This is a genomic window from Nocardia sp. 2TAF39 (genome assembly GCF_052114905.1).
Classification (GTDB): domain Bacteria; phylum Actinomycetota; class Actinomycetes; order Mycobacteriales; family Mycobacteriaceae; genus Nocardia.
In genome coordinates this window covers 53,767-79,859 of sequence record NZ_JBFRFQ010000011.1, presented here as the reverse complement: position 1 = coordinate 79,859, position 26,093 = coordinate 53,767, and the positions used below count along the sequence as shown (strand labels likewise).

At 66.9% G+C, this 26,093-nt stretch carries 25 protein-coding genes; 11 read left to right on the top strand and 14 right to left on the bottom strand.

Features of this window, described 5'->3' with window-relative positions:
• Positions 1–36: 36 nt before the first annotated feature.
• A complete protein-coding gene (locus AB4Z47_RS09190) occupies positions 37–2,358 on the bottom strand; it encodes a hypothetical protein (RefSeq protein WP_441949507.1) in 2,322 nt (773 codons plus the stop codon).
• Positions 2,359–2,776: 418 nt separating this feature from the next.
• On the opposite strand from AB4Z47_RS09190, the gene AB4Z47_RS09185 reads away from it, so the two are divergent.
• Positions 2,777–4,123 carry a CoA transferase gene (locus tag AB4Z47_RS09185; protein WP_441949505.1) on the top strand — a complete coding sequence of 449 codons (1,347 nt, stop codon included), beginning with the start codon at positions 2,777–2,779 and terminating at the stop codon, positions 4,121–4,123.
• 22 nt (positions 4,124–4,145) lie between these two features.
• On the opposite strand, the gene AB4Z47_RS09180 is transcribed toward AB4Z47_RS09185, so the two are convergent.
• Positions 4,146–4,730, bottom strand: coding sequence for a TetR/AcrR family transcriptional regulator (locus AB4Z47_RS09180; protein ID WP_441949503.1), 585 nt, complete (start codon positions 4,728–4,730; stop codon positions 4,146–4,148).
• 138 nt (positions 4,731–4,868) lie between these two features.
• Here AB4Z47_RS09180 and AB4Z47_RS09175 point away from each other — a divergent pair, with 138 nt between their 5' ends.
• Together AB4Z47_RS09175 and AB4Z47_RS09170 are read left to right on the top strand one after the other, a co-directional pair.
• The gene (locus AB4Z47_RS09175; protein WP_441949596.1) at positions 4,869–5,900 is read left to right on the top strand and encodes a nucleoside hydrolase; all 1,032 of its coding nucleotides are present in this window, start codon (positions 4,869–4,871) and stop codon (positions 5,898–5,900) included.
• Positions 5,901–5,967: 67 nt separating this feature from the next.
• On the top strand, positions 5,968–6,849 hold the full coding sequence (locus AB4Z47_RS09170) for an amidohydrolase family protein (protein ID WP_441949501.1): 882 nt from the start codon (positions 5,968–5,970) through the stop codon (positions 6,847–6,849).
• A 75-nt stretch (positions 6,850–6,924) separates the two neighbouring features.
• Here the strand turns inward: AB4Z47_RS09170 and meaB are convergent, their stop codons facing one another.
• The 3 genes from meaB to AB4Z47_RS09155 are packed head-to-tail and all read right to left on the bottom strand — an operon-like array spanning position 6,925 to position 12,097.
• Entirely contained in the window at positions 6,925–7,965 is a 1,041-nt protein-coding gene (meaB, locus tag AB4Z47_RS09165) for a methylmalonyl Co-A mutase-associated GTPase MeaB (protein ID WP_441949499.1), read from the bottom strand.
• Positions 7,962–10,241: a methylmalonyl-CoA mutase gene (gene scpA, locus AB4Z47_RS09160; protein ID WP_441949497.1), complete on the bottom strand. Its 2,280-nt coding sequence runs from the start codon at positions 10,239–10,241 to the stop codon at positions 7,962–7,964. The genes meaB and scpA overlap by 4 nt, the downstream gene beginning before the upstream one ends.
• Positions 10,241–12,097: a methylmalonyl-CoA mutase family protein gene (locus tag AB4Z47_RS09155; protein ID WP_441949495.1), complete on the bottom strand. Its 1,857-nt coding sequence runs from the start codon at positions 12,095–12,097 to the stop codon at positions 10,241–10,243. The genes scpA and AB4Z47_RS09155 overlap by 1 nt, the downstream gene beginning before the upstream one ends.
• 178 nt (positions 12,098–12,275) lie before the next feature.
• Between AB4Z47_RS09155 and AB4Z47_RS09150 the strand changes: the two genes are divergently transcribed.
• Positions 12,276–12,959: a TVP38/TMEM64 family protein gene (locus AB4Z47_RS09150; RefSeq protein WP_441949493.1), complete on the top strand. Its 684-nt coding sequence runs from the start codon at positions 12,276–12,278 to the stop codon at positions 12,957–12,959.
• A gap of 16 nt (positions 12,960–12,975) precedes the next feature.
• Here AB4Z47_RS09150 and AB4Z47_RS09145 read toward each other — a convergent pair whose 3' ends face one another.
• Positions 12,976–13,182 carry a PDZ domain-containing protein gene (locus tag AB4Z47_RS09145; protein ID WP_441949491.1) on the bottom strand — a complete coding sequence of 69 codons (207 nt, stop codon included), beginning with the start codon at positions 13,180–13,182 and terminating at the stop codon, positions 12,976–12,978.
• A gap of 139 nt (positions 13,183–13,321) precedes the next feature.
• On the bottom strand, positions 13,322–13,819 hold the full coding sequence (locus AB4Z47_RS09140; RefSeq protein WP_441949490.1) for a DUF3237 domain-containing protein: 498 nt from the start codon (positions 13,817–13,819) through the stop codon (positions 13,322–13,324).
• 805 nt (positions 13,820–14,624) lie between these two features.
• On the opposite strand from AB4Z47_RS09140, the gene AB4Z47_RS09135 reads away from it, so the two are divergent.
• Both AB4Z47_RS09135 and AB4Z47_RS09130 read left to right on the top strand, forming a co-directional pair.
• Positions 14,625–15,122 (top strand): hypothetical protein, encoded by a 498-nt coding sequence (locus AB4Z47_RS09135; RefSeq protein ID WP_441949489.1) that lies wholly within the window; start codon positions 14,625–14,627, stop codon positions 15,120–15,122.
• A 1-nt stretch (position 15,123) separates the two neighbouring features.
• Positions 15,124–16,659, top strand: a complete 1,536-nt coding sequence (locus tag AB4Z47_RS09130) for a potassium transporter (protein WP_441949488.1) — start codon at positions 15,124–15,126, stop codon at positions 16,657–16,659.
• Positions 16,660–17,129: 470 nt separating this feature from the next.
• Here AB4Z47_RS09130 and AB4Z47_RS09125 read toward each other — a convergent pair whose 3' ends face one another.
• Entirely contained in the window at positions 17,130–17,498 is a 369-nt protein-coding gene (locus tag AB4Z47_RS09125) for a nuclear transport factor 2 family protein (protein ID WP_441949487.1), read from the bottom strand.
• A 128-nt stretch (positions 17,499–17,626) separates the two neighbouring features.
• Positions 17,627–17,818, bottom strand: a complete 192-nt coding sequence (locus AB4Z47_RS09120) for a CorA family divalent cation transporter (protein WP_441949594.1) — start codon at positions 17,816–17,818, stop codon at positions 17,627–17,629.
• Between the two features lie 285 nt (positions 17,819–18,103).
• On the opposite strand from AB4Z47_RS09120, the gene AB4Z47_RS09115 reads away from it, so the two are divergent.
• A complete protein-coding gene (locus tag AB4Z47_RS09115; protein WP_327115519.1) occupies positions 18,104–18,382 on the top strand; it encodes a hypothetical protein in 279 nt (92 codons plus the stop codon).
• Between the two features lie 264 nt (positions 18,383–18,646).
• On the opposite strand, the gene AB4Z47_RS09110 is transcribed toward AB4Z47_RS09115, so the two are convergent.
• From AB4Z47_RS09110 to AB4Z47_RS09090, 5 genes are all read right to left on the bottom strand, one after another.
• A complete protein-coding gene (locus tag AB4Z47_RS09110) occupies positions 18,647–20,368 on the bottom strand; it encodes an urease subunit alpha (protein ID WP_441949485.1) in 1,722 nt (573 codons plus the stop codon).
• 73 nt (positions 20,369–20,441) lie between these two features.
• Positions 20,442–20,759 carry an urease subunit beta gene (locus tag AB4Z47_RS09105; protein WP_441949484.1) on the bottom strand — a complete coding sequence of 106 codons (318 nt, stop codon included), beginning with the start codon at positions 20,757–20,759 and terminating at the stop codon, positions 20,442–20,444.
• A 9-nt stretch (positions 20,760–20,768) separates the two neighbouring features.
• Complete coding sequence (locus AB4Z47_RS09100) at positions 20,769–21,071, bottom strand: urease subunit gamma (RefSeq protein WP_441949483.1); 303 nt, start codon at positions 21,069–21,071, stop codon at positions 20,769–20,771.
• Between the two features lie 79 nt (positions 21,072–21,150).
• Complete coding sequence (locus AB4Z47_RS09095) at positions 21,151–21,597, bottom strand: PaaI family thioesterase (protein ID WP_441949481.1); 447 nt, start codon at positions 21,595–21,597, stop codon at positions 21,151–21,153.
• A gap of 189 nt (positions 21,598–21,786) precedes the next feature.
• Positions 21,787–22,494 (bottom strand): hypothetical protein, encoded by a 708-nt coding sequence (locus tag AB4Z47_RS09090; protein ID WP_441949480.1) that lies wholly within the window; start codon positions 22,492–22,494, stop codon positions 21,787–21,789.
• Between the two features lie 91 nt (positions 22,495–22,585).
• Here AB4Z47_RS09090 and AB4Z47_RS09085 point away from each other — a divergent pair, with 91 nt between their 5' ends.
• The 4 genes from AB4Z47_RS09085 (at position 22,586) to AB4Z47_RS09070 (ending at position 26,083) form a co-directional block, all read left to right on the top strand.
• The gene (locus tag AB4Z47_RS09085; RefSeq protein ID WP_441949478.1) at positions 22,586–23,632 is read left to right on the top strand and encodes a FecCD family ABC transporter permease; all 1,047 of its coding nucleotides are present in this window, start codon (positions 22,586–22,588) and stop codon (positions 23,630–23,632) included.
• A complete protein-coding gene (locus AB4Z47_RS09080) occupies positions 23,629–24,720 on the top strand; it encodes a FecCD family ABC transporter permease (protein ID WP_441949477.1) in 1,092 nt (363 codons plus the stop codon). The genes AB4Z47_RS09085 and AB4Z47_RS09080 overlap by 4 nt, the downstream gene beginning before the upstream one ends.
• Complete coding sequence (locus AB4Z47_RS09075; RefSeq protein WP_441949476.1) at positions 24,717–25,619, top strand: ABC transporter ATP-binding protein; 903 nt, start codon at positions 24,717–24,719, stop codon at positions 25,617–25,619. The genes AB4Z47_RS09080 and AB4Z47_RS09075 overlap by 4 nt, the downstream gene beginning before the upstream one ends.
• A 71-nt stretch (positions 25,620–25,690) precedes the next feature.
• A complete protein-coding gene (locus AB4Z47_RS09070; RefSeq protein WP_441949474.1) occupies positions 25,691–26,083 on the top strand; it encodes a BlaI/MecI/CopY family transcriptional regulator in 393 nt (130 codons plus the stop codon).
• Positions 26,084–26,093 lie beyond the last annotated feature (10 nt).

The window sequence follows — 26,093 nt, the reverse complement described above, 5'->3', positions numbered from 1 at the left end:
TCCCCGATTGCATGGCCCGTCACCGACAGTGGGTCGCTAGAACCGCGGGATCGCCTTCGACGGCGTCAACTTGACATTGCCTGTCCAGTATTCGGAGTTCGCCATGGTATGCAGAACGTTCGACGCTTCTTCGAGGTCGCCCGCCTCGGCGGCGGTGTGGTATCGGCTGGCGAGATGCGGCATGATGAACCTGTTCATCAGCTCGCCGCGTTCCTGGCTCCAATCTTTGAACTGCGTTGGTAGCGGGTAGCCCGGGTTGGACTGCACTTGGTTTCCACGGGCGTCTTCGATGATCTTGCTTCCCCCTGCGAGAGCCTGGATGCCTCTGATCTTGTCTCGGGTCGGCGTGTCGAAGTAATCGTAGAGGTAGTCGAGTTCGGCTCTCGTGAGCTCGGATTCCGGGACATGGTCGATGTAGCGGCGCTTCGCGAGCCGGTGCGCCGTCTGCTGGAACAAGGCCATGTTGGCGGGCGAGCGGCCCAGTTTGAGCACCGCGAGCGACGCCGCGGCCTCGCCGATGTACTTGTCGCCGTCCCACACGCTGGGCGCGAAGTTCTGGCGGTAGTTGTAGGCCCGCATGGCGTCGATGATCATCTCTTGATCGGTGAACCCGGCATCTATCATCGCGGTACTGATATCGCCCATACCCCCGCCGCGATTGACGATGCGGTCGACGGCTGCGGCGGCGCTGCGGGCCGTGTGCCGCCCGCCGTGCTCGCGGACGGCACTCCTGGCGGCCTCGATGATCTGTTCGCGGGTCCGCATGTAGTTGACATTCCACCCCTTTTCGTTGATCAGCGCGTTCGATTTCCAGCCCCCGCGATCCGAACGGTTGCGCAGTCGCGCGTTCGGATCGAGCGGACTGCGCTTGTTCCCGAGAAGCAATCCGGCGATCGGGTTGCTGTTGATGGTGTTGACCGCGGCCAGCCCGGTCATCAGTCCGGCCGCCATGGAATGCGACGTGCCACCGGGGCCCATCCCGAGAGCGGTGCCCGAACCGCCGCCCTTGCCGCCCACGCCCTGCACGGCGAGTGCGAACCGGTTGGCGATCCAGTCGTTGCCGCGGCTGAGACCGGCGCTCAGCCGCTTCAGCTGGAGAATTGCGATGACCTCCACGATGGCGCCGAGGACGAGCACCAACGTCACCTGGCCGCGAGCTTCGTGGAAGAGATTGCCCAGAAACAGTACGTAAACCCCGAGAAAGATGGTGTATGCCGCCATTCGCCCGGCCGCGATCACGCTGTCCACGATATTGCGCACCAGGAAGGTCTGTGTGGGCCCGTAGACGAATCCGCCTGCCGCGAATCCGAAGATCGACATGAAGCCGTGATAGACCGAATCCAGAGCGGCCCATATGATCTTGATCCCGAGATACGCCCCGAAGCAGAGCAGGACCGCCGCACAGAACAGCAAGACCAGACCAGAACCGATCTGCCCCATACTGGGGTGGTTCGCCTTGGCATACGCCATCGGGTCGCCGCAGGCGCGCATGCCGTTCACCACCCGGGAGTCCTCGCCCGACTGCACCCCTGCCGTCCAGGCGGCCGCACACCGCGGCGACTCGTCGACCACGTGGCCGAAGTTCCACACCTGCACCGGCCGCCGTGCGAAGTTGTCGGCCAGATCGCCCTGCATCGTCGCGATCAACTGGTCAGGGTTCGGCGCGGCGTGGCCGTTCAAGCCCGCGGCCACCGAGATTCCCAGGTCGCGTCCCTGCGCCAACAGACCGTCCGACGACAACACTTCCGCCAACGGCGCCGCCAGCACGAACGGGCCGACGAGCGCGACCCCCAGCATCGTCACGATCTGCATGGTGGCCTTGGCGTGGTATCCGCGTACCACGAACCAGCCGACGAAGAACGCGCCGATCGTCGCCGCCAGAGTCATCAGGATCGGGGTCGCGATCTGGCCGGTCAGGCTGTCGGCGACCCCGCTCAACGCTTGCCCGAAGGGATCCAGCCACCGGAAGCTGATCGCGAAACCGATTGCCCACACCGCGCTGGTCACAATCACCATGTACCCGACGAACTCCAAGCCCAGCACTGTCGACACCGCGGTCCCCACCGGATTGAACAAACCGCCGCCACTGGTGGCGAATACATAGCCGGTCAACGGGACGCCGGCCGAATCCCGAATATTCATCCAGCTCAACGCGTCGATACCGGATCCCACCGTGGTCGAGTCACCCTCCCCGACCGCCACGGCAGTAGCTCCGACGACTCCAGGGAAGACGAACAACACGACTGCGATGGCCAGAAACGACACCACCCTGCGCCGCGCGCGCGAGGCGCCGACCCACGTACGGCACCGCCCCAGCAGCACCGGAAGCTGCCAGCGCACCGGATCCCAGAACGCCATCTCCCGAGCCGACCATGACCTCCGCAATCCCGAATTTCGCACCCACGCAATCGGTTTCACGACGGACGAGGAGAGGTTCGACGGCACAGTCATCGGGTTCTTTCGGTCGAGGATCGGTCGGCCGACATCGATGGGGCCCTTACCCTGAATTGGCACATCCGTACCAGTTCCGGACCTGCGCTACCTTACTACTCTCTTGCCCTTGCACTCTCGGGCACTCTGGTCATGACATGAACCGAGAACGATAGAGAGAATCGCCAGCACGCTCCGTCCGATCATGGTAGTTTTCGCCGAAAGGTGGTCAGAGATATGCGATCAGGGTGATCGCAACATCGCCACAACCATCACCCGAGCGGGATCGACCCTGTGGCCGCCGGTATTCCGCGTAGCCTTCGCCGCGACAGCTATCCTGTAGCGAGTGAACACGCACGCACGGCTGGTCCGCGACTACGAGGCCGGAATCGGTGTCAGCGCCTCGTCAACTCCCCCGTCACCCGATCCGGGCAGCAATCTCGCTGCGACCCTGCCCGTTTGGGCGCTCTCCGCCGGGTCCGTCGCGGCGCTGATGGCCGCGGCGAACCGCATGCGCACCGCGCACGGCCTCGATCCGATGGCGCATCGGATCGATCCGGACCGCATTACCGCCGCCTTCTCGAGCGAACGACTGCTACGCATCGACGGCGAAGCGCCGACCTTGTTCACCGACCTGTCCGGGTTCTTCCCCACCTTCGACGGGTGGGTTCGCACGCACGCCAACTACCCGCATCACCGCGCTCGCCTGCTTGCTGCCCTCGACCTGCCCGCCACCGCGTCCGTCGATCTGGCCGTCGCCCAAATGGCGATGATCCGCGCCTCCGACCTCGAGGACGTGGCCGCAGCCCACGGCGCCATCGCTGTGCGGGTCCGCACCGAGACGGAGTGGGCCGAGAGCGCACCCGGGCAGGCCGCAGCCTCCGGTCCCTTGGTCGCGATTGCACCACGCGCCGACCAGGGTACGGCCGGATTGCCCACGGGCGCAGTGCCTTTGCAGCCGCTGCTGGGATTGCGGGTGCTCGACCTGACGCGCGTGATCGCAGGTCCGGTAGCGACACGGTCCCTGGCGTTGCTCGGTGCCGAGGTGCTCCGGGTCGACCCGCCGCAGCTGCCCGAGATCCCCTGGCAGTACGCGGACACCTGTCAGGGCAAGCACTCCACCGTAGTGGATCTGCGCACCCGGCTGCCCCAGCTCGACGACCTGATCGCAGCCGCCGACGTGCTGATCACCGGGTACCGCCCCGGCGCGCTGGAGCGCGCGGGATTGCGGGCAGCGAGCCGTCCCGGCCTGATCCACGGGCGGGTGTGCGCATGGGGTGAAGCCGGTCCGTGGGGCGGACGCCGCGGCTTCGACAGTATCGTGCAGGCCGCCTCCGGTATTTCGATCCTCGAGGGTGTGCCCGCCGCGCCCGGAGCGCTGCCCGCGCAGGCACTCGACCACGCATCGGGGTATCTGCTGGCCGCGGGCGTGGTCGACGCCTTGGTCGCCCGCGCCGAGGACGGCGTCGGCCGTGACGTGCGAGTCGCGTTGGCGCGCACCGCATCCTGGTTGCTCGACGCGCCGGATCGCACGCCACGCCACCCGCAGGCCGCAGCCCCGAGCCCCGCCCACGCGGTGCGACATGGGCAGGTCGTCACCGCGGCGCCCGCTCTCGCCGAGTACCCCGACTACGCCTGGCCCGCACCCGCCTACGGCGCGTATCGCCCCGCTTGGCCGCGGCCGACACACTGACTGGCCCGGATCCGAAAGGCGACTAACCAGCCGCGGGCACGTCTCCCACAAGGGCGGCCACAGCTTGCGCCAAACCGTCCCCGTCGGGGAGCTGCACATCCGGAGCGATCGTCTGCAGCACGCCGAGTCCCTGTGCGAGCACGAAATACAGCTCGGCCATCGCCTCCGCCTGTTCCGCACGCAGGTGCGGGTGCGCCTCGCGCAACGCCGCCGCCATGTCGCGATAGGCGCCGGGCAGGCTCTCGGCAAAGAATTTCTGCGACTCCGGTGACCGCGCGACCCGAACCAGGTTCTCCATGCTCGCGAGCATGGCGTCCCGGTTGTCCGCGAACACCTTGGGCATCGCGTTCCACATCGCGGCGAACGCCTCGAGCGGCGGGACTCCGCTTCCCCCGCGGATCATCTCCTCCATGCTGTCGCCGATTACGGTGCCCAGGTTGTCCGTCAGCGCCTCGGTGATCAGCTGCTCCTTCGAGCCGAAGTGATATCCGATCGCCGCCAGGCTCACGCCCGCGGCCGAGGCGATATCACGGGCCGTTGCCTTGGCGACGCCGCGCTCGACGATGACTTTCCGTGCCCCCGCCAGTAGATCCTCGCGATTTCCCATGACCCGAGGCTACAACGTCTTAGACAAATGTACTAGACGCCCGTACCACCGCGCACCGCCGATGCCGGCGAGTTGCCGCCTCGGCGCGGCGGAGCAGGTCCGGCTCGCTAGTCTCGTGCCGTGCGGCAGAAAATCATCATGGACGTCGACACCGGCATCGACGACTCGCTCGCGCTGCTCTACGTGCTCGCGTCCCCCGACGCCGAGATCGCCGGGATAGCCGCCACGGCCGGCAACGTGCCCGCAGCACAGGTCGCCGCGAACAATCTCGCATGGCTGGATGTCTGCCACGCCCCGGACATCGAGGTCGCGCTCGGCGCCGCCGACCCCATCGCGATCCCGTTGCGCACGACCGAGGACACCCACGGACCGCAGGGCATCGGCTACGCCGAACTGCCCGCCTCCACCCGCCGTCTCTCCCCGCGCCCGGCCGCGCGGATGTGGGCCGACCTGGCTCGCGCGCACCCCGGCGAGCTCATCGGACTCTGCACCGGCCCCCTGACCAACCTGGCCCTCGCCCTGCGGATCGAGCCCGAGTTGCCGGTGCTGCTGCGCCGCCTCGTGATCATGGGCGGCGCGTTCAACCACCCCGGCAACACAACACCGACCAACGAGTGGAATGTGCACGTCGACCCCGAGGCCGCCAAGCAGGTTTTCGACGCGTTCGCCGCGGCGCCCGCACAGCGCAGGCCGATCGTCTGCGCGCTCGACATCACCGAGACCATCGAGATGCTGCCGTCGCACCTGGTCCGGCTCGCTGAGCGTGCGAAAAGTTTTCCGGTGGAATTGGTTTCGGAGAAAGATCGACCCGAGGCCCGCTCCGCCACGAGTAACCCGATCGTCCGGTACGTCACCGATGCCGTGCGGTTCTATTTCGACTTCCACCGCGGTTACAACCAGGGGTATCTCGCCCACATGCACGATCCGTTCGCGGCAGCGGTGGCGCTGGACCCGACGTTGGCCCGCACCCGTCCCGCGACGGTCGACGTCGAGCTGGCGGGCACCCTCACGCGCGCGACCACGGTCGCCGACTGGGCGGGCATGTGGGGCAGGGAACCCAATGCCGACGTCGTGATCGGCACCGACCCGGAGTTGTTTTTCGAGCGGCTTATCACGCGGGTCGGCGATTTCGCGCGGGCCGTCCATCCGCCCGCCCGAGCAGTGCGATGAGAGACCATCGCGCCGTACTCGTCGGCGCCGACCCGACGCGGGTGTGTCGCAAGATACCGGAGGTGCGATGACCGAGGACGAGACCATGGACCTTTCCGCCTTCCGCACGAGGCTCGGATTGTCCGGAATCATCGACGTGCACACCCATTTCATGCCCGACCAGGTACTGCGCAAAGTGTGGGCGTACTTCGATTCGGTGGGTCCGCTGATCGGCCGCAGCTGGCCGATCACTTACCGCGCCGACGAGCAGGCCCGCCTGAAGACTTTGCGCGACTTCGGTGTTCGGGCGTTCACATCGCTGGCGTATCCGCACAAGCCGGATATGGCCGCGTGGCTCAACGAGTGGACCGCCGAGTTCGCCGAGCGGACCCCGGACTGCCTGCACACGGCCACGTTCTTCCCAGAGCGGCAAGCGGAGGGCTACGTGAGGGCGGCCATCGAGCGGGGCGCGCGCGTGTTCAAAGCGCACGTACAGGTCGGCGGCTACCATCCTGGCGATCCGTTACTGGACTCGGTGTGGGGCATGATCGAGGACGCTCGGATTCCGGTCGTCATCCACTGTGGTTCCGGGCCCGCGCCCGGCGTATATACCGGACCGGAACCGATCGCCGGTGTACTGCGGCGCTTTCCGCGCCTGTCGCTGGTCATCGCACACATGGGGACCCCCGAGTACTCCGAATTTCTCGATTTGGCCGAGGATTACGCGGATGTCAGGTTCGACACCACCATGGTGTGGACCGATTTCTCGGAAGCGAACGCTCCCTTCCCTGCCGGCGAGCGCGGCAGGCTGCGCCTTTTTGCCGACCGCATCCTCTTCGGCAGCGACTTCCCCAATATCCCGTACTCCTATGGCCATTCGATCCAGGTTCTCGAACGCCTCGAGCTCGGCGATGAATGGTTACGACAGGTCTGCTACCGGAACGCGGCCCAACTCTTCGGCGTCGAATAAACTGCTCGAATCACTCGGCGACGCCGTCTGACTTGTCCTTTCGGCCGACGCGCCAGGAGCTGGTGCCATGCCGGATCAGCGGCCGTCGAACGCCCGCAGCAGTTCCTCGGCCGCGAGCGCGGCGGTCAGAGTGCCATCGCGGACCTGCTTCTCCACCTGTGCCCGAATGGCTTTCACCTCCGGGTTGCCCGCCAGCCTGCGCAACAGCTGGTCGTGCACCATGGTCCAGGTCCAGTCGATCTGCTGGCGGCGGCGCTTCTCGTCGAACTCCCCGGCATCGGTAAGTACCCTGCGATGCTCCAGCACGGTGTCCCAGAACTTCTCCAATCCGATGCCGTGCAGTCCGCTCATGGTGAGCACCGGCGGCCGCCACAGCGCGTCGTGCGGGTGGATGAGGCGCAACGCTCCCGCGAGTTCGCGGGCGGCGGCTTTGGCCTCCATCTCGTGTTTGCCGTCGGCCTTGTTCACCGCCACCAGGTCAGCCAGCTCCAGCACACCTTTCTTGATGCCCTGCAGCTGGTCACCGGTGCGGGCCAGAGTGAGGAAACAGAACACGTCGACCATGTTCGCGACCGTGACCTCGGACTGGCCGACCCCGACGGTCTCCACCAGGATCACGTCGTAACCGGCGGCCTCGAGCAGCACAATGGTCTCGCGGGTCGCCTTGGCGACCCCGCCGAGCGTGCCCGCGGTGGGCGACGGGCGGATGTAGGCATCGCGTTCCACCGATAGCCGTGCCATCCTGGTCTTGTCGCCGAGGATCGAACCGCCGGTCCTGGTCGAGGACGGATCGACCGCCAGCACGGCGACCCGATGCCCTCTGCCGATCAGAGACATGCCGAGCGCGTCGATGAACGTGGATTTGCCGACACCGGGAACCCCCGTGATTCCGACCCGGTTCGAGACCGTGGCCGTCGCGGAACCGCCGCACTCCGGTGTCACCTTCAGCAGCAGCTGCTGCGCCAGCGCCCTGTGATCGGCGCGGGTGGACTCCACCAGGGTGATCGCCCGCGCCAAGGCGGACCGCTCGTTGTTGCGGACCGCCTCGGCGAGCGCGTCGACATCGATCGTCCGGCGCGCGGTCACCTTCGCGGCCGGCGAACCCGTTTCGCTCATTCCGTGGCGGCGGAATCCGCGGCGCCGATCCCGAGTTCGTGACCGAGTTCGGCGCCGAGCTTCTTCAACAGGTCGATCGCCGCGTCGGCGATCACCGTGCCGGGCGGGAAGATCGCCGCTGCACCGGCCTGGTAGAGCTCGTCGAAGTCGCCGGGCGGGATGACGCCGCCGACGATGACCATGATGTCGGGACGTCCAACATCCGCCAGTGCCTGCCGCAGGGCGGGCACCAGCGTGAGGTGGCCTGCCGCCAGCGAGGACACGCCGACGACGTGTACGTCATTGTCGGCCGCCTGCTGTGCCACCTCTTCCGGGGTCTGGAACAGCGGGCCCACGTCGACGTCGAAGCCGAGATCGGCGAAGGCGGTGGCAATCACCTTCTGTCCACGGTCGTGGCCGTCCTGGCCCATCTTGGCGACGAGGATACGCGGACGACGACCTTCGGCCTCCGCGAACTCCTCGACCAGCTCGCTCGCCTTGGTGATGTTCGTCACCTTTCCTGCCTCGTCGCGGTACACACCGGAGAGCGTCCGAATTTCGGCCTGATGGCGGCCGTACACCTGCTCGAGTGCGTCGGAGATCTCCCCGACGGTGGCCTTGGCGCGCGCCGCGTCGATCGCCAACGCGAGCAGGTTGTTCGCCATGCCACCCTCAGAAGAGGCTGCGGCGCGGGTCAATTCGGACAGCGCCCGCCGCACTGCCTCGGGGTCGCGCTCGGTGCGCAACCGCCGGAGCTTCTCGATCTGCTCGGCACGCACCCGGGAATTCTCGACCTTGAGAACCTCGACCTGCTGGTCCTCTTCGACCTGGTACTTGTTGACGCCGATCACCGGCTGCTGTCCGGTGTCGATGCGCGCCTGGGTCCGCGCGGCTGCTTCCTCGATACGCAGCTTCGGAATGCCCTCACCGATCGCCTGCGCCATGCCGCCGTGCGCCTCGACCTCGGCGATGTGCGCGCGGGCACGATTGGCCAGCTGATGGGTCAGCCACTCGACGTAATACGAACCGCCCCAGGGGTCGATCGGGCGAGTGGTGTTGGACTCCTGCTGAATCAGCAGCTGCGTGTTGCGTGCGATGCGCGCGGAGAAGTCCGTCGGTAGCGCCAAGGCCTCGTCGAGCGCGTTGGTGTGCAGCGATTGCGTGTGGCCCTGGGTGGCGGCCATCGCCTCGATGCAGGTGCGCGCGACGTTGTTGTAGGCGTCCTGTGCGGTGAGCGACCAGCCGGAGGTCTGCGAATGGGTACGCAGCGACAGCGATTTCGCGCTCTTCGGACTGAACTTCGCGACCAACTCGCTCCACAGCAGACGCCCGGCACGCAGTTTGGCTACCTCCATGAAGAAGTTCATACCGATGGCCCAGAAGAACGACAGCCGTGGTGCGAACTCGTCGACCTCCATACCGGCGTCGATGCCCGCGCGGATGTACTCGACGCCATCGGCGAGAGTGTAGGCCAACTCCAGGTCGGCGGTCGCGCCTGCCTCCTGGATGTGGTAGCCGGAGATGGAGATCGAGTTGAACTTCGGCATCTTCGCGCTGGTGTAAGCGAAGATGTCGGAGATGATCCGCATCGAGGGCTTCGGCGGGTAGATGTAGGTGTTGCGGACCATGAACTCTTTCAGAATGTCGTTCTGAATGGTTCCGGCCAGCTGCTCCGGCGCGACGCCTTGTTCTTCGGCGGCGACGACATACAGCGCCAGGATCGGCAGCACCGCGCCGTTCATCGTCATCGACACGCTGACCTGGTTCAGCGGAATGTGGTCGAACAGCTGGCGCATGTCCAGGATCGAGTCGATGGCGACACCCGCCATGCCGACGTCACCCTGCACCCTCGGATGGTCGGAGTCGTAGCCGCGGTGAGTGGCCAGGTCGAACGCAACCGACAGGCCCTTCTGGCCCGCCTGCAGGTTGCGACGGTAGAAGGCGTTCGAGTCCGCCGCGGTGGAGAAGCCCGCGTACTGGCGGATGGTCCACGGCTGGTTGACGTACATCGTGGGGTACGGCCCGCGCACGAACGGTGCGGTGCCCGGCACGCTGTCGAGCGGGTATCCCTCGGCGGCAATGGCATCCCGGTCGGCCTTGGTGAACACCGGCGGCACGTCGATACCTTCCGGCGTCGACCACACCAGCTGCTCGGGCGTGTAATGGTTGGCCGCCGCTGCGGCCCGCACGTACGCCTCCACCTGCGCCGCCTCGACGGCGGCCGCCTTCGGCGCCCGCTCGGCCAGCGGCACGTCGGCGAAACTGCCGATCAGATGCTTGATCTCGCGAGTAGTCATCAGGCTCCCACCTTCTCCAGAAGGGCAGACAGTGCCGCGACCGCGTCGATGCGCGCCGCGAGGAATCCGTCCGGACGCTGCGCGTCATTCAGTTCGGCGACGGCCTTGGCAGCACCGGCCAGCAGCACGGTCGGCACGCCTGCCGCGCGCAACTGTTCCACCGCGGCCCCCGCTTGCGCCGTGTACCGCACGTCCGACCCGCACAGCACCGCGATCGGTGCACCGGCTTCCGTTGCCGCGGCGGCGATTCCGCTCACCTCGAGCGGCCCGGGGTTGATCGATGCAATCCCGCCCGAGGCCAGCAGGTTTGCGATGAAGGTGACCCGCACATTGTGCTCGGCGACCGAACCGAGCGGCACCAGAAGGGCTTTCGGCCGGGCGCCGGTAGCCGCCAGGTAGGCGTCGGAGCGGTTGCGCAGTTGCTCGAACGCCGCGCCATAGCGGGCCACCCGGCCCGCCCGCCATGCTGCCTCGGACAGCGGCTGCTCGGCCAGGTTGGGGAATTCGTTGACGCCGGTGACGGCAGTCTTGCGATGCGCGACATCGGTGTCGCGCGCGGTCTTGGTGGCGGCGATGCGCTCGGCGAGCAGTCCGGAGTCCAGCGCGGCGACGTAACCGCCCGCGGCCTCGATCTCCTGCATGAACTCCCACGCCTTCGCGGCAAGCGCGGCGGTGAGGTCCTCGACGTACCAAGAGCCCGCGCCCGGGTCCTGCACCTGGCCCAGATGCGATTCCTCGAGCAGCAGCAGCTGGGTGTTGCGCGCCATGCGGTCGGAGAACGACTTCGAGACGCCGAGCTCACCCGGTGGAAGCGCGGCATCGAAGGGCAGCACGGTCACGGTGTCGGCGCCGCCGACGCCGGCGCCGAACGCGGCGAGCGTGGTGCGCAGCATGTTCACCCAAGGGTCGCGCTGGCTCATCATGGCGGCCGACGTCACCGCGTGTTGCGGCGCGCCCCCGAAATCCGGTGCGCCGCACACGTGCGCGACCCTGGCCCAGAGTTGCCGTGCGGCGCGGAACTTCGCGGTGGTGGCGAACTGGTCGTCGGTGGCGGCGAACCGGAACTCCAACTGCTCCAACGCGTCCGCGATATCGAGCCCCTCGGTCAGCGACCGCAAGTAGGCCAGCCCGGCCGCGGCGGCCGCGCCCAGCTCCTGGGCATCGGAGGCGCCCGCGTCGTGGAAGACGGTGCCGTCCACGGTGATCGCGCGCACTGTCTCGGCACGCTCGGCGGCCTGTCCGGCGAGCGTGACCGCCTCGGTGAGGTCGACATCGGCGAGGCCGGCGAAGCGGCTGGTCAGCGGCGCGGCACCGAGGGCGACCCGAATGTCCTTGCGGGACGGCGCGGAATAGCCGTCCAGCGTGGTGAACACCTGCGCCGCCGCGTCGGCGGCCGCGCTACCCGCGTCCAGGGTCAGCGGAGCCAGCTCGAACAGCAGACCCGCGACAGCGGTCGGCAGGTCGGCCACCGGCAGGCCGCGCTCGCCGACACCCAGCCAGATCGCGCTGATTCCGCTCGCCAAACCGGCCAGGATCTCCCGGTTGGCCGTCGCGGCATCGCGTTCGCCGACCCGGGCGCTCACGTACCACCCGCGGTGCACGTCCCGGGTGGCGTCCCGGCCCCGGACGAAGGGGAAGGAACCCGGCAACGGCTGCTCGGGCAATTCGTCACGCAGGGTGTACAACGGGGCAATCGTCAGCCCGTCGTAGGTGGTCTCGTCGAGCAACCGCTCGGGCTCCTCGGGAAGTTCGGCGACTTCCACCCGGCGAGACTTCGCCAGCACGCCGGCCACGCCCGTGCGCCACGCGGCGTATTCGGGCACCGGATCCACCCCAGGATCTGAAGCAATCGGCATAGTGCTGTTCCTCTTCCTCGACGCGGGCACACCGTCTGAGTGGGCCCAATACCCTCACATTCGCCCAGCTCAGCGACTACTTTAGTTAACGATCATTCATCCCGCCTCCTTCGATGCTAGCGGGCGGTTTCACGCCGGTTGATCCTGCCCGCCACTACCAACCGGTAACCTGTCGCGGGTGACCAAGCTGATCCGTGACCCGCGTATCGCCGCCCTGCTCGTCGGCGCGGCCGCGTTGTTCATCGCGGCGATGCTGGTTCCGCTGCCGAGTCCGCGCCAGATCCAGGATTGGGCGACCTCGATCGGCCCCATTTTTCCCCTGCTGTTCTTCGCGGTCCACGCACTGGTCACGGTAGCGCCGATCCCGCGAACCGTGTTCACCGTGAGCGCCGGGCTGCTGTTCGGTCCACTGCTGGGCAGCACGCTCGCGGTGGGGGCGACGACGATCAGCGCGGCGCTGGCGATCCTGCTCGTGCGCGCGCTCGATCGCGATCAGGTCGCCTCCCGGCTCACCCATCCCGCTGTGCGCGCCATCGACGACCGCCTGCGACGCCGGGGCTGGCTGGCGGTCGGTTCGCTGCGACTCATCGCCGCGGTGCCGTTCTCCGTGATCAATTACTGCTGCGGGTTGTCATCGATCCGATTCTGGCCGTACCTGATCGCCACAGTGCTCGGCGTACTACCCGGCACTATCGGCACGGTCATCCTCGGCGACGCGCTCACCGGGACGACGCATCCGGCCATGCTGGCGCTCTCCGGCGTCTGCCTCGCGGTAGGCGTCATCGGCCTGGTCGTCGACGCGCGGTGGCAGATGACCACACCGCAGGTCCAGGAGCCCGCGCCCGTCCCGGTTCCGGATTAGCCGCGGCGCCGGTCGTTCAGTCGACAGTCAGTTCGATCGGGACAGCGATCACGTCCACCATGGCCCCGTTGCGTAATACCGTCACGGGCAGGTGCACACCGATCGCCTCGGCGGACAGCTGCCGCTGTATTCCCTGCGCGTCACGCACTCCCGAACGCGTCACGCTGAGCACGAGATCGCCGCGGCGTAGTCCGGCCCGGTCGGCGGGGCCGCCGCGGACCACTCGACTCGCGGTTCGCGGAGTCGATCCGCTGTCGGACCTTGCGGTGCTGCGCGCCCAGAGCGGTGCGCCGGGCGCGGCTCACTCGGGGACGCGTGCCCAAGTTTCTCGATACGGACACACCGTGCCCGCGGTGTGCGCGTCACAGTACGTATTCGACGTGGTAGGCGACACCGCCGTCTACCAGATATCCCGTTCCGATCGCGACGACGTCGTTGAGCCAGGCATAGCGGGTTGATCCGGTTTCGAACATCGGATTCGTGCGGAAGTAGTACTGCGCCGGGTCGATCTGGTGTCGGGTGGCGGGGTCGGCCATCCTGGATTGCATGTGCGGGGGTACCACAAAGCGACCTTGGTAAGTCATGTGCACCAGCTCGTCGTCATCGGTGCGCAGAGTCACCCGGACATCGAGCATCATCGTCCCATCGGATCGGAACAATGCCCAGTCGCCGCCACCGGGGACCACATTGCCGCGTAGCCTGGGACCCTCGAACGATCCACCGGCGGCGCCGAAGAGCACACGGCGGCCGAGCGGGCCTCCATCGCCGAAGTTCAGTTGCGGGTTCAGATCCACAACGATATCGAAAAGAGCTGCGGTCCTGATTGTTTCAACGGCCTTGATGCGCTCGTCTGTCGTCATTGCCGGGGTCCTTCCATGCCGATTCCGGGACTGACAACGCCGAACAGAGCGCGCCGCACCGCATCGGTGGACACCCCCGACTGCGCGCACAGAACGTACAGGTCGAAGCAGAACCGTTCAATGGCAATCAGGTCGTCGGCGAAGATGAATCATATGAACACTGGCACATCGGCACGGTCTCCGTTGGGAATGCCCCCGAATCTGTTGCCGGTCATGGCCATTTGCGCGGTGCCCGAACAGACCGACATCTCGCCGTCGTCGGTGTGGCCCGCAAGATCGGCCTGATAATCCGGAAAGATGACGAAGAATTGTGTCGGGGGCCGGCCCGTTCTCCGCCAATCCGCGGTCCGTGGTCCCGAATGCCGGATTCTCCAACACCATGTCCGGGTGAAGCAGCCGCAGTGACCCGGGGGGCATCCTGCTGGATCTTCGTGACAGCGAAAGCTTGGGCGAGCTCGAACACGCGATGACTGTATCGTCATCGTCCCCTGATCGCTACGGTTACGGGAGTCGTAGCGACCCGGCAAGCAAAATTATGCATACTGCCATATGCAGCTGGGGCGCCGGGTCACGACGTGGCATGAAGGCAACGGTGGGCTCATCATCGTCATGAAAGCACGGACATGACCGACCAGGGTGGGCCTCCAGGTGGTTACTCGCGGTGGCAGCTCGGCGGTTTTCGGTGCGTGTCAGGCCCGGCTCGACTTAGCTCACCCACACCTCATGGGAACCGAACTCTTGACTGCGTCGATGACGATACTTGTAGCATCTCACCGGGTAGCGGACAGCTACAAAAGGAGTGGTCTTGCAGGTCGCTGTCGTCGCATTCGACGGTTTCAACGAGCTCGACAGCACTATTGCGTCCGGGTTGATCAATCATGCTCGCACGCAAGGCGTGACCGCACATGTCACGACGCCGGCACCCGTTGTGCCATCAATTAATGTCGTGGAGGTGACTGGTCAGCGGTCTTTGGACTGTGTTGCCGATGCAGCCGGACTATCGGCCGTGCGGCTCGCCGCCGCACCAGAGGACCAACGGGATGGTCTGGTGCTCGGATTCGTGCGAGGCATCGCCGCAGCGGCGCCAATATACCCGTCGGCCACGGCCATCGGGCCCGAAACCCCTTCAAGGAACTGGGATTCGATTCACTCGGCAGTGCGGATCCACTCGATACCGGCCGAAGCACTGGCAGACCGGGAATCCGCGGCGCGCGGCGACCGCGTCGCCGTCGAGAAGGCATCCAACGCCGACGAGTCCTTCGCGCCCCTATCGACCAGCAAATTTGAACGAAGTAAGGAATGACATGACGCACAACGACCCTGGCACGATCGAGATGTCCGACGATACACGGTCACTGCATTCGGGGGTCGAGATGTCCACGGAAGTGGTACGTTGCGACGTCGCTGTCGTCGGTGCGGGCCAGACCGGAATCAATGCACTGTACGTCGCCAGCCGATACCTGTCCGGCAACCAGAAGCTCGTCCTGATCGACAGCCGAAAACGCGGTGGCGGGATGTGGCACGACGCGTACTCGTACGTGCGACTGCACCAGCCGCATCGGCTTTTCACTGCGGGCGATATCAAATGGACCCTCGATCGGGCCCGCTCCTATCTGGCGACGGGAAACGAGGTTCTCGATCATCTCGAGCACTGCCTCGACGTCATAAGAAAACAGGTACGACTCGAGGAGTTCTTCGGGTGGACGTTCGACACCTACGAGGAGGTCGACGGCATCGTCCGTGTCCGATGCAGCTCCGAGGATGGCCGACATCTGGTCATCGAGACGAAGCGACTGATCAAGGCCTACGGTCACCGTATCGTTCCCAATGACGCGCTCACAGTGTCAAGCAAGCGTGTCCGGTCCGTGTCCCCCAATTTCTGCGATATGCGCGGCGCGGCGATGCGGGCAAGCGACGCCCCGGTGTGGGTCATCGGTGGCGGTAAGACCGGTATGGACACGGCCCACACGCTGATCACGAACTATCCCGAACGGGAAGTCAACCTCGTTGCCGGCTCCGGGACATGGTTCTTGAGCCGTGAACGCTGCTTCCCAGCCGGAGCTCGGCGATGGTGGAGCGGCACGCCGATATCAAATATCGTCAGGGAGACCGCGCTGCGTTTCGACGGTACCAACGAGACGGACGTCGACACGTGGATGCGTACTCGATACGGAACATGGCTGACGCCCCACGCAAGCAACTTCAGGTTTGCCTTCCTGTCCGAATTCGAGAACGACAGGATTGCCGCCGGCCTGAACCAGGTGGTGATGGACTACGTGGTGGATGCGGTCGACCGTGACGGTGCGACCGAGCTGGTATTCCGCAGCGGCGCAACGAAGCCGATCGCATCGGACAGTTGGATCGTGAACTGCACCGGCTACCTCCTGGACGACCGTCACCCCTACGAGCCGTATCTTTCTCCTAGTGGCGCCGTCCTGTCGATACATACGCGGTCGGCGACATTCACCTTCCAGTCGTACATGGCGTACTTCATGACGCATTTGTTGTTTCTGGACAAGGTAGGCGATATCCCGCTATATGAGCTCGACATGGTGGATCTGGCGAAGAAGTCGACTGCCGCATTCCACCCTACGGCGATCTCGCTCTCCCACTACAACGCAGGCCTTGTCGCCGACTGTGTACCAGCTCGGGTACTCCTGGACTTCGGACTGGACCAAGACCGCTGGTACCCGTTGCCGCGCCGCGCGACGAACATTGCGCGGTACGCGCTCGGGCGGCACCGGATACACCGTGACCATCATCGCCGCACCCTGGACACCGTCCGTGACAGGTTCGACGTTCGTTGCGGCCCGCTGGAAACCCTCTCCGGCGGAAGGTAGTTCCCGGATCGAGTGCCGGATCCGCCTGGGTTCGACACCCCGAACTTCCGCATCGACTGGGACAACAAGCAAGTGTATTGCCCCCGAGGAGCGATCGGCACCAGACCGCATGAAACCACCCGAGCCGGTGCCCCATCATCGAAACCGCGTTCTCCGGCCGCGACCGCTCCCCTTGCCCGACCGCTTGCAGTGCATCCGCTCACCAAAAACGCCGCGCGGCATGAGTTTTCATGCCCGCGAGTACCTCGAGACGCTCACTCGCCGCACGGCGCGACCAACCAACACCGCAATGGCATGAACGCTACAAGCTGCCGAGCACCGGACGGCATCCCCTGTCCCCCAGCCAATCCGGTGCTGCGCGATCAGCAGGGCCCGCAGCTCTCTGCATGGTTGGCCGAGCAGGTGCCGGGGCCGATGCGATGGTCCGGCCCGCGACAAGTGTCGACAGCTTCCCGCGCCGAGAGCCGACGTTACGCCGACGGCACCCGGTCCAGGAAGCCGTGCACGCCGATGATCCGGCCGTCGGCGGAAAGGGTGATTACGTCGGAGCCTGCGACCGGTGCGCTGCCGTCAGCCAGCGAGACCAACTCCCAGGCGAAACGGGCGACGTCGTGGTGCCCGTCGACGACGCCGATCCGACGGAATTCGAAACCCGGGAACTGTGCCTGCACTCCCCCGATGGCCGCCGTGAGTTGGTCGTACCCGCTGACGTCCGCGAGCGGGTCGGTGTAGAACCCGCCCTCGGTCCATGCGGCGGCGACCGCCTTTGCCCTGGCCTCCTCCTTGGTGGCATTCCACGCCTCGAAGTACCGGTCTACCGCTCTTTCGTATCGCGACATGGCGAATCCTCCTGTGCAGAAATGGTTTTCGTCATCCGACCCGGGCTTCCGGACCGTCTTCCTCCACGATGCCCTGCCGCGTGCGCCAAGTCGATTACGCGCGAGGTAATGATCCGCCGGAACCCGGATCAGCGCAGCCAGCCCTTCTTCTTGATGCAGGCCAGCGGAATCACCGCGGCCACGAGAGCCATCAGGGTGGTGGCCAGGAAGCCGTGCTGCCACTCCAGTTCGGGCATCCAGGTGAAGTTCATCCCGTAGAAGGTGGCGATCAACGTGGGCGGCGGGAAGACCGCGGTGATGATGGTGAACACCTTGACGATGTGGTTCTACTTCACGGGTAATAGCTAATTTATAGCAATCTCTTTTTCTCCTTGCAATCATTGCATGACCGACCACGCAAAGTACGCACTTTTCAGGCATTTCGGACAGAAACCAACGACATCGCACAAAATCAATCTGAGCAAACACATACTGTTCGGTAAAGATTTGGCTATCCCCCGGGAAGCACGGTAAGGGCTGCAGCAAGCCGCCAGATCCCGTAGCCAGGAGCGGCCCCGGAGGGTAGCCGTGCCCCTACCACCCCACGACCCAGAGTGAGTGCAGCCATGATTCTCACCGCCGTGCACGAAGCCCTTCTCGCCCAGATCGACAATCCCACGCCGGAGGCGCCGCCCGGCGCGGAGAAGATTCTGCAGCTGGTCCGGTATCTCACCTGGTTCGTACTGCTGTCAGGCGTCTCCGGCATCACCTACGCGGGAGGCAAATTCGCCTGGGAGAAATGGAGCGGCGGCACCCTCGATTCGCCGAAGATGGTCGCGGGCGCCATGATCGGCGGCGTCGTCGCCACCAGCGCGGGGACCATCATGAACGCCGTCGTCGGGTGATCGGATCCGCCGTCACCTGATCCGCGCTCGGTTGCGCAACCGATCACGCCGTGCCACCGACAGGTTGGAGGCGGGCTCGCGCAGCTACCACTGCCGCAGGCGTAACCGGCCACCTGCTGCGAGAAGTGAACGGCCGTGAGTCCGTGGCAGGTGGTGCACAGCATCCTCACCGTGGTCGGGGGCTGCGTCTTCGCGGTGGCCGGGCTAGGGTGAGCGGGTGGCACCCCGACGAGAGTTTCCTCGCGTTTCGCCACAGCCATGCGCTCAGAACAGGAAGTAGCGCTGGGCCATTGGGAGTTCGGTGGCGGGCTGCTCGGTCCAGACCTCGCCGTCGATGCGAACGGTGAAGGTGTCCGGATCCACCTCGATCCGCGGCATAGCGTCATTGTGTGGCAGGTCGGCCTTCGTGACGCGGCGGACGTTGCGCACCGGGGCCAGTCCGCGGCGCACCCGCAGCCGGTCGGCCAGCCCGTCCTCGATCGCCTGCTCCGAGACGAAATGCAACGAGGTGGCGGCGGCGGTCGAGGGTGCAGCCCCGAACATGGGACGCGGCAGCACCGGCTGCGGTGTCGGGATGGAGGCGTTGGCGTCGCCCATGGCGGCCCAGGCGATCGCGCCGCCTTTGAGCACGGCGTGTGGACGGACGCCGAAGAACGCGGGCTCCCACAGCACCAGGTCGGCCAACTTGCCCACCTCGACCGAGCCGATCTCGTGGTCGAGGCCGTGCGCAACGGCCGGGCAGATGGTGTATTTCGCAACGTAGCGCTGGACACGGGCGTTGTCCGCCGCGCCGTCACCTGGCAGTGCGCCGCGGCGGCGCTTCATCACGTGCGCGGTCTGCCAGGTGCGCATCACGACCTCGCCGATCCGCCCCATGGCCTGCGAGTCGCTGCCGATCATCGAGATGGCGCCGAGATCGTGCAGCAGATCCTCAGCGGCGATGGTGGACGGGCGGATACGGCTCTCGGCGAACGCGAGATCCTCCGGTATCGAGGCGCTCAGGTGATGGCACACCATCAGCATGTCCAGGTGCTCGTCGAGGGTGTTGACCGTGTGCGGGCGGGTCGGGTTTGTCGAGCTGGGCAGCACGTTGAGCTGGGCAGCGACGGTGATGATGTCGGGCGCGTGTCCGCCGCCCGCGCCCTCGGTGTGATAGGCGTGGATGCCGCGGCCCGCGATGGCGCCGAGGGTGTCCTCGACGAAACCGGCCTCGTTCAAGGTGTCCGAGTGCAACGCCACCTGCACACCAGCGGCGTCCGCAACGGTGAGGCAGGCGTCGATGGCAGCCGGGGTGGAACCCCAGTCCTCGTGCAGCTTGAAACCCGCTGCGCCGCCGCGCAATTGCTCCCACATAGCTTCGGCGCTGACGGTGTTGCCTTTACCGAGCAGAAGGATGTTCATCGGCCAGCCATCGGTGGCCTCCAGCATGCGCGCCAGATGCCACGAGCCGGGCGTCACGGTGGTTGCCTTGCTGCCTTCGGCGGGACCGGTGCCCCCGCCGATCAGCGTGGTGATGCCGCCGCCGAGCGCCTCTCCCATCAGCTGCGGGCAGATGAAGTGAACGTGGCAATCGATGGCGCCCGCGGTGAGGATGCGGCCGTTGCCCGCGATGATCTCGGTGGATGGGCCGACGACCAGGTCCGGGTGCACCCCGCTCATGATGTCCGGGTTGCCGGCCTTCCCGAGGGCGCAGATGCGGCCGTCCCGAATGCCGATGTCCGCCTTGACGATTCCCCAATGATCGATGATCACCGCGCCGGTGATCACGGTGTCCGGGGCGCCCGCGGCGCGGGTCGCGCGGCCCTGGCCCATCGACTCGCGCAGCACCTTGCCGCCGCCGAACACGGCTTCGTCGCCCGCCAGTCCCGGTCCGCCGCTGCGGTCCTCGGTGATCTCGATCAGCAGATCGGTGTCGGCAAGGCGGATCCGGTCACCGGTGGTCGGCCCGAACAGCTCGGCGTAGCGGGCGCGGCTCAGCTCACTCATGCCTGCACCTCGCTGGCGCTCGGCTCCGGCATGCGCGATGCACGCTGTGACATGACTCGCTCGCTCCGCTCACTCATGCGGGTCCATCCAACAGTCCGGGCGGGGTCCGACTGATACCGTGAACTTCGCGTGCGCCGCCCAGCGGGACCAGCGAAACCCGCTGGCCGAGGCCGGGTTCGAAGCGCACTGCGGTGCCAGCAGGGATATCGAGGCGGCGGCCGTGCGCGGCGGTGCGGTCGAACCGCAACGCGGCGTTCGCCTGCGGGAAGTGCACGTGGCTGCCGACCTGCACCGGTCGATCACCGGTGTTCAGCACATCGAGCTCGATCCGGTCGGCCCCGGCGTTCAGCTCGATCGCGCCCTCGGCGCACAGGTACTCGCCCGGAATCACGCGGTCCTCCTAGCCGATCGGGTGGTGCACGGTGACGAGCTTGGTTCCGTCCGGGAAGGTCGCCTCGACCTGGACGTCGTGGATCATCTCCGGCACGCCCTCCATCACGTCGCCACGGGTGAGAACCATTCGCCCCGAGGACATCAGCTCGGCGACTGTGCGGCCGTCCCGCGCGCCCTCGAGCACGTGGTCGGTGATCAGCGCGACCGCCTCCGGATGGTTCAACCTCAGTCCGCGCGCCTGCCTGCGCCGGGCCAGCTCGGCGGCGTAGCTCAGCAGCAGGCGCTCCTGCTCGTGCGGCGACAGTCGCATCCAGGCTCCTCACCGGGTCGAAGTGGCGGGGTGACCGACATTCTGGCACGCGCGTTCCGCCGTTGCCGGACGAGCGCGCTCAGGGGCGAGGTGGCAGGTTCTGCAGCCGCACCTGGCCGTGCGCCACGGTGCGGCCCTGCTCGTCGGTGATGACGACCTGCCACAGCTGCTGGAGCCTGCCGCGATGCACGGGCGTCGCCTCGCCGGTCAAGGTGCCCTCGCGGACCGCGCGCAGAAAGTCGGTGTTGTTGTTCACGCCGACCACCGTGCCCTGGTCGCCGAGCCAGATCATGCCCGCCGTGCTGGCAAGCGTCTCGATGACAGTGCAGTAGACGCCGCCGTTCTGGATGCCGGCGGGCTGGTACAGGTGCGGCTTGACGACCCACTCGCCGCGGACCCGATCGGCACTCAGCTCGGTGTAGCGCATGCCGATCAGGTCGGTGAAGGTGCCTTCGCTGAGTTTGTTCAGTTGCTCGGGCGTGAACTCCGCCAGCGAGTCGACGGCCGGGGTCTCCTGCTGTGTCATGTCTTCACTGTCGCACAAGGCGAACGACCGCCCGCCGCACACCCGGCGTCCCACGGTCGACGGTGAGCCATGGGAAACAGAGCGACGGGCCCCACCGGAGTGGAGCCCGTCGCGGCAAGGGATCGGGGGTCACCGCAGCCCTCGGGACGCTCACGCGATCCGTACGCCGAGCATGAGTATAGGCCAGGCTTACCTAACTAGACAACCCGCGGGTCGACGCTCCGAGAGTCCGCGGTCGACAAGCGCGGCCAGCAGCCCCTGGCCGCGCCGCGAGCCAAGAGCCGAGTCGGTCCGCGCAAGGGCGGGCACGTAAGCCGAAGCGCCCGCGATGGATTCGCCGACGAGAGACCAGAACCGGCGCGAACTCAGCCCGGAGCGATGCGCCATACTCACCTGGATAAGCGCCAGCGCGGGCTCGCAGCGATGCGCGAGCCAGACATACATCGCCTCCTCGCACGGCAAGGTGACCACGCCGGGTTCGCCCGCGAGCCGGTCGCCGTCCAGCACCCGAATCGTGGTGTCCACCAGGCCGGCCCAGTCGATTCCGCCGTCGTGGTCGGTGTGCATCCAGAGGTTCTCCAGACCGGGATCCCACGCGCGGCCCTCCGCGACAAGCAACGCGGCCACCCGACCCACGACCGCGTGAATCAGAGCTGTCGCAACGACTTCCGCGGCGATGTCGGCGCTGATCATCTCCGCGGCGTGACGGCTATACATGAGTTCGATCCGACCCTCGCGCGCTCCGTCCGACAGCCGCCACCAGCGTCGTTTGCCCTGCTCGACCATCGCTGCCACGGCGTACACCCGCGGATGCTCCGGTTGCAGCGCGCGCAGCCGAGCACAGGCGCGTCCGAATGCCGGCTGGGATCGGCGCGGTGTGGTGACAAGCTCAGTCATCGAACCTCCTCGGGTCGGCGTACTCGAAAGATAGGTTAGGCTTACCAGACCTAGCAAGTGTCGCGGTTCGAGTCAGGAGCAGTTCGTCGCCGTGAAACCCCTTGACACCGTGAGGCGGCGTCGTCTTTCCGGACTCCTCGTCTTGACCACCCTGCTGCTGTTCGCTGTTACGGCAGGCGTCGCCGTCGGCACCCGCTCGCTGACACCGGGAACCGTGTACGACGCCGCGCACCACGCATGGAGCTGTTCCGGCGGGCCCTTCACCTGCCCGGCGGACTCGACCGAGGAACAGATCGTGCGCGGCTTGCGCATCCCGCGCACGGCGCTCGCGCTGGTCTGCGGGCTGGCGCTGGGCATCGCGGGCGCGCTCATCCAGGGGTACACCCGGAACCCACTCGCCGACGCCGGGCTACTCGGCCTCAACGCGGGGGCGGCCTTCCTCGCAGCGCTGAGCGTGTATCTGTTCAGGTTCACCGCACCGGCGCAGTACATCTGGTTCGCATTCGCAGGGGCGTTGATCGCCGGTCTGGTGGTGTTCGGAATCTCGGCCGCCGGCGGCGGCAAGGCGAGCCCGCTGAGCCTCGTGCTGGCCGGCGTCGCGGTGACCGCGTCCTTGCAAGCGATGACGAACGCCATCATCGTGCTCGACGCGTCGGCGCTGGACACCTACCGGTTCTGGGTGGTCGGCACGGTCGCGGGCCGCGATGCCAGGGCGTTCTGGCAGGTGCTTCCGTTCCTGGCGCTCGGCACACTGCTCGCGCTCGCGGCGTCGCCGAGACTGAATCTGCTGAGTCTCGGCGACGAGGTCGCACGAGGGCTCGGCGTGCACGTCGGCCGCAGCCGGGCGGTGGGCCTGGCGGCCGTGGTGCTGCTGTCGGGAGCGGCCACGGCGGCGGTCGGGCCGATCGCGTTCCTCGGCCTCGCCGTCCCGCACCTCGCGCGGGTGTTCACCGGTCCGGACTATCGCTGGCTGGTTCCCTACTCCGGTCTGTTCGGCGCGTTGCTGCTGCTGGTCGCCGACATCATCGGCCGCCTGGTGGTCCGGCCCGGCGAGTTGCAGGTCGGGGTGACGCTTGCCGCGCTCGGCGCACCGTTCTTCCTCACGTTCGTCCGTCGCCGCAAGTTGGTGAGCCTGTGACGATTTCGCTGGAGACCAGAAGCAGGCGACGCGCATTGCGGGTAGGGCCGGTCTCGATGGTGCTGCGTCCGGCGATGGCGCTGATCGTCGTCGGGCTGGCCGCAGTGGCGCTAGCGCTGTTCTGCCTCGACATCGCCGTCGGCGAGTCGCATCTCCCGCTCGGTCGGGTGTTCGACGTGCTGACCGGAGGCGGCACCCGCTCGCAGCGGTTCATCGTGCTCGAATCCCGGCTGCCGCGCGCGCTCACCGCTCTGGTGGTCGGCGGTGTGCTCGGCCTCGCGGGCGCGATCACGCAGTCGATTCTGCACAACCCGCTGGCCGCCCCGGACATGCTCGGCATCACCTCCGGCGCGAGCCTCGGCGCGGTCGCCGTCCTCGTCGGCACCGGCGGCGCGAGCACAGGAGTGGCCGCCACGGTCGGCGCGCCGCTGGCCGCGCTGGCGGGCGGGATACTCACCGCGGTGGCCGTCTACCTGCTCGCCTGGGGACGAAGTCCCACCGGTGAGCGCGGCGCCACCGGCCTGCGGCTGGTGCTGATCGGCGTGGGCGTCAACGCGCTGCTGGTATCGGGAGTCAGTTGGCTGCTCAGCCGCGCCAGCTCGGTGGACGCCCAGCGTGCGCAATTGTGGCTCAACGGATCGCTCAACACGGCCGACCGCGCGCACCTGGCGCCCGCTGGGATCGCCACGACCGTAGTCGTGCTCGTCGCGCTGGGCTCGGCCCGCACGCTCGCGGCGCTGCGCCTCGGCGCGAACACCACCCGCGCGCTCGGTGTCCGAATCCAGACCCAACAGGCCATCCTGATCGGCGCGGCGGTGGTCGGCGCCTCGGTGGCGACTGCCACCGTCGGACCGGTGGGCTTCGTCGCGCTGACGGGCCCGCAGATCGCGCGCCTGCTGCTGCGTACTCCGGGCGAACCACTGATCGGCTCAGCGCTGATCGGCGCCATCCTCGTGGTCGGCGCGGATGTCGCCTCGCGCGCGTTGTCTCCGGTCGATCTGCCGGTGGGCGTCGTGACCGCGGCATTCGGCGGTCCGTTCCTGCTGTACCTGCTCGTGCGGATGAATCGGAAGGCGACGCTGTCATGACCACCGCGGATATCACCACTACGGACGCGACGCGCACCCGCCCGAACGCGCCGGAGCGCCGGCTCGGTGCCGATGGAGTCACCCTCGGCTACGGCGACCGGGTGATCGTCGAGGGGCTGAGCCTGGATATCGCTCCCGGTGTGATCACCACAGTGATCGGGCCGAACGGCTGCGGCAAGTCCACGCTACTGCGCTCGCTCGGGCGGCTGCTGCGCCCGCGAACGGGCCGGGTCCTATTGGACGGCAAGGCCATTTCGACAATGAAGACCAAGGATGTGGCCCGCGTCGTCGGCGTCCTTCCGCAGTCGCCGATCGCGCCGGAAGGGCTCACCGTCGCCGATCTCGTCGCGCGCGGTCGCCATCCGCATCAGTCCTGGTTCCTGCAGTGGTCGGCGACCGACGAAGCCGAGGTCACCACCGCGCTGGAGCAGACAGGGATCGCCGATCTGGCCGACCGCACGCTCGACGAACTCTCCGGTGGACAGCGCCAGCGCGCCTGGATTTCCATGGCGCTGGCCCAGGGCACCGACATCCTGCTGCTCGACGAGCCGACCACCTACCTCGATCTGGCGCATTCGGTCGAGGTGCTCGATCTCATCGACCGGCTGCACGCCGACCTCGGCCGCACCATCGTCATGGTGCTGCACGATCTGAACCTCGCGATCCGCTACAGCGACCAGCTGGTTGTCATGCGCGCCGGGCGCATCGTCGCCACCGGTGCCCCGGCCGACGTCGTGTCCGTCGAACTGTTGCGCGAGGTCTTCGACTTGCACGCCGCGGTGCTCGAGGACCCGGTTTCGAGCAGGCCGATGGTTGTGCCGATCGGCACCAGACACGTGCGCGGCACGGCGGGGGGACCGGCTACCGACGCGCCGGAAACCGTATCCTATGAGAAATGACACACCAGCTATTCCATAGTTACGACACCTTGTAGTACGCATCGTCGTCGTTGATTACCTAAAATTGTGGAATGGCAGGTCTTGGTGAACTCGAGAAAGCGGTTATGGACCAGTTGTGGTCAGCCGACGAACCGCAGACGGTCCGGCAGGTGCACGAGGCGCTCGCCACACGCCGTGAGCTCGCGTACACCACGGTGATGACCGTGCTGCAACGCCTCGCGAAGAAGAACCTCGTGGTTCAGCAACGCGACGACCGTGCGCACCGCTATGCACCCGTGCACACGCGCGACGAACTCGTGGCCAGTCTGATGGTCGACGCCTTACAACAGGCCGACGAGGCGGGCAGCCGCGCCGCCGCGCTCGTGCACTTCGTCGAACAGGTCGGGAAGAATGAGGCTGCCGCGTTGCGGGAAGCACTCGCTAAGCTCGAAGCAACCGAGGATTCGGCACCGCCACCGCAGTAGTCTCCTCGGG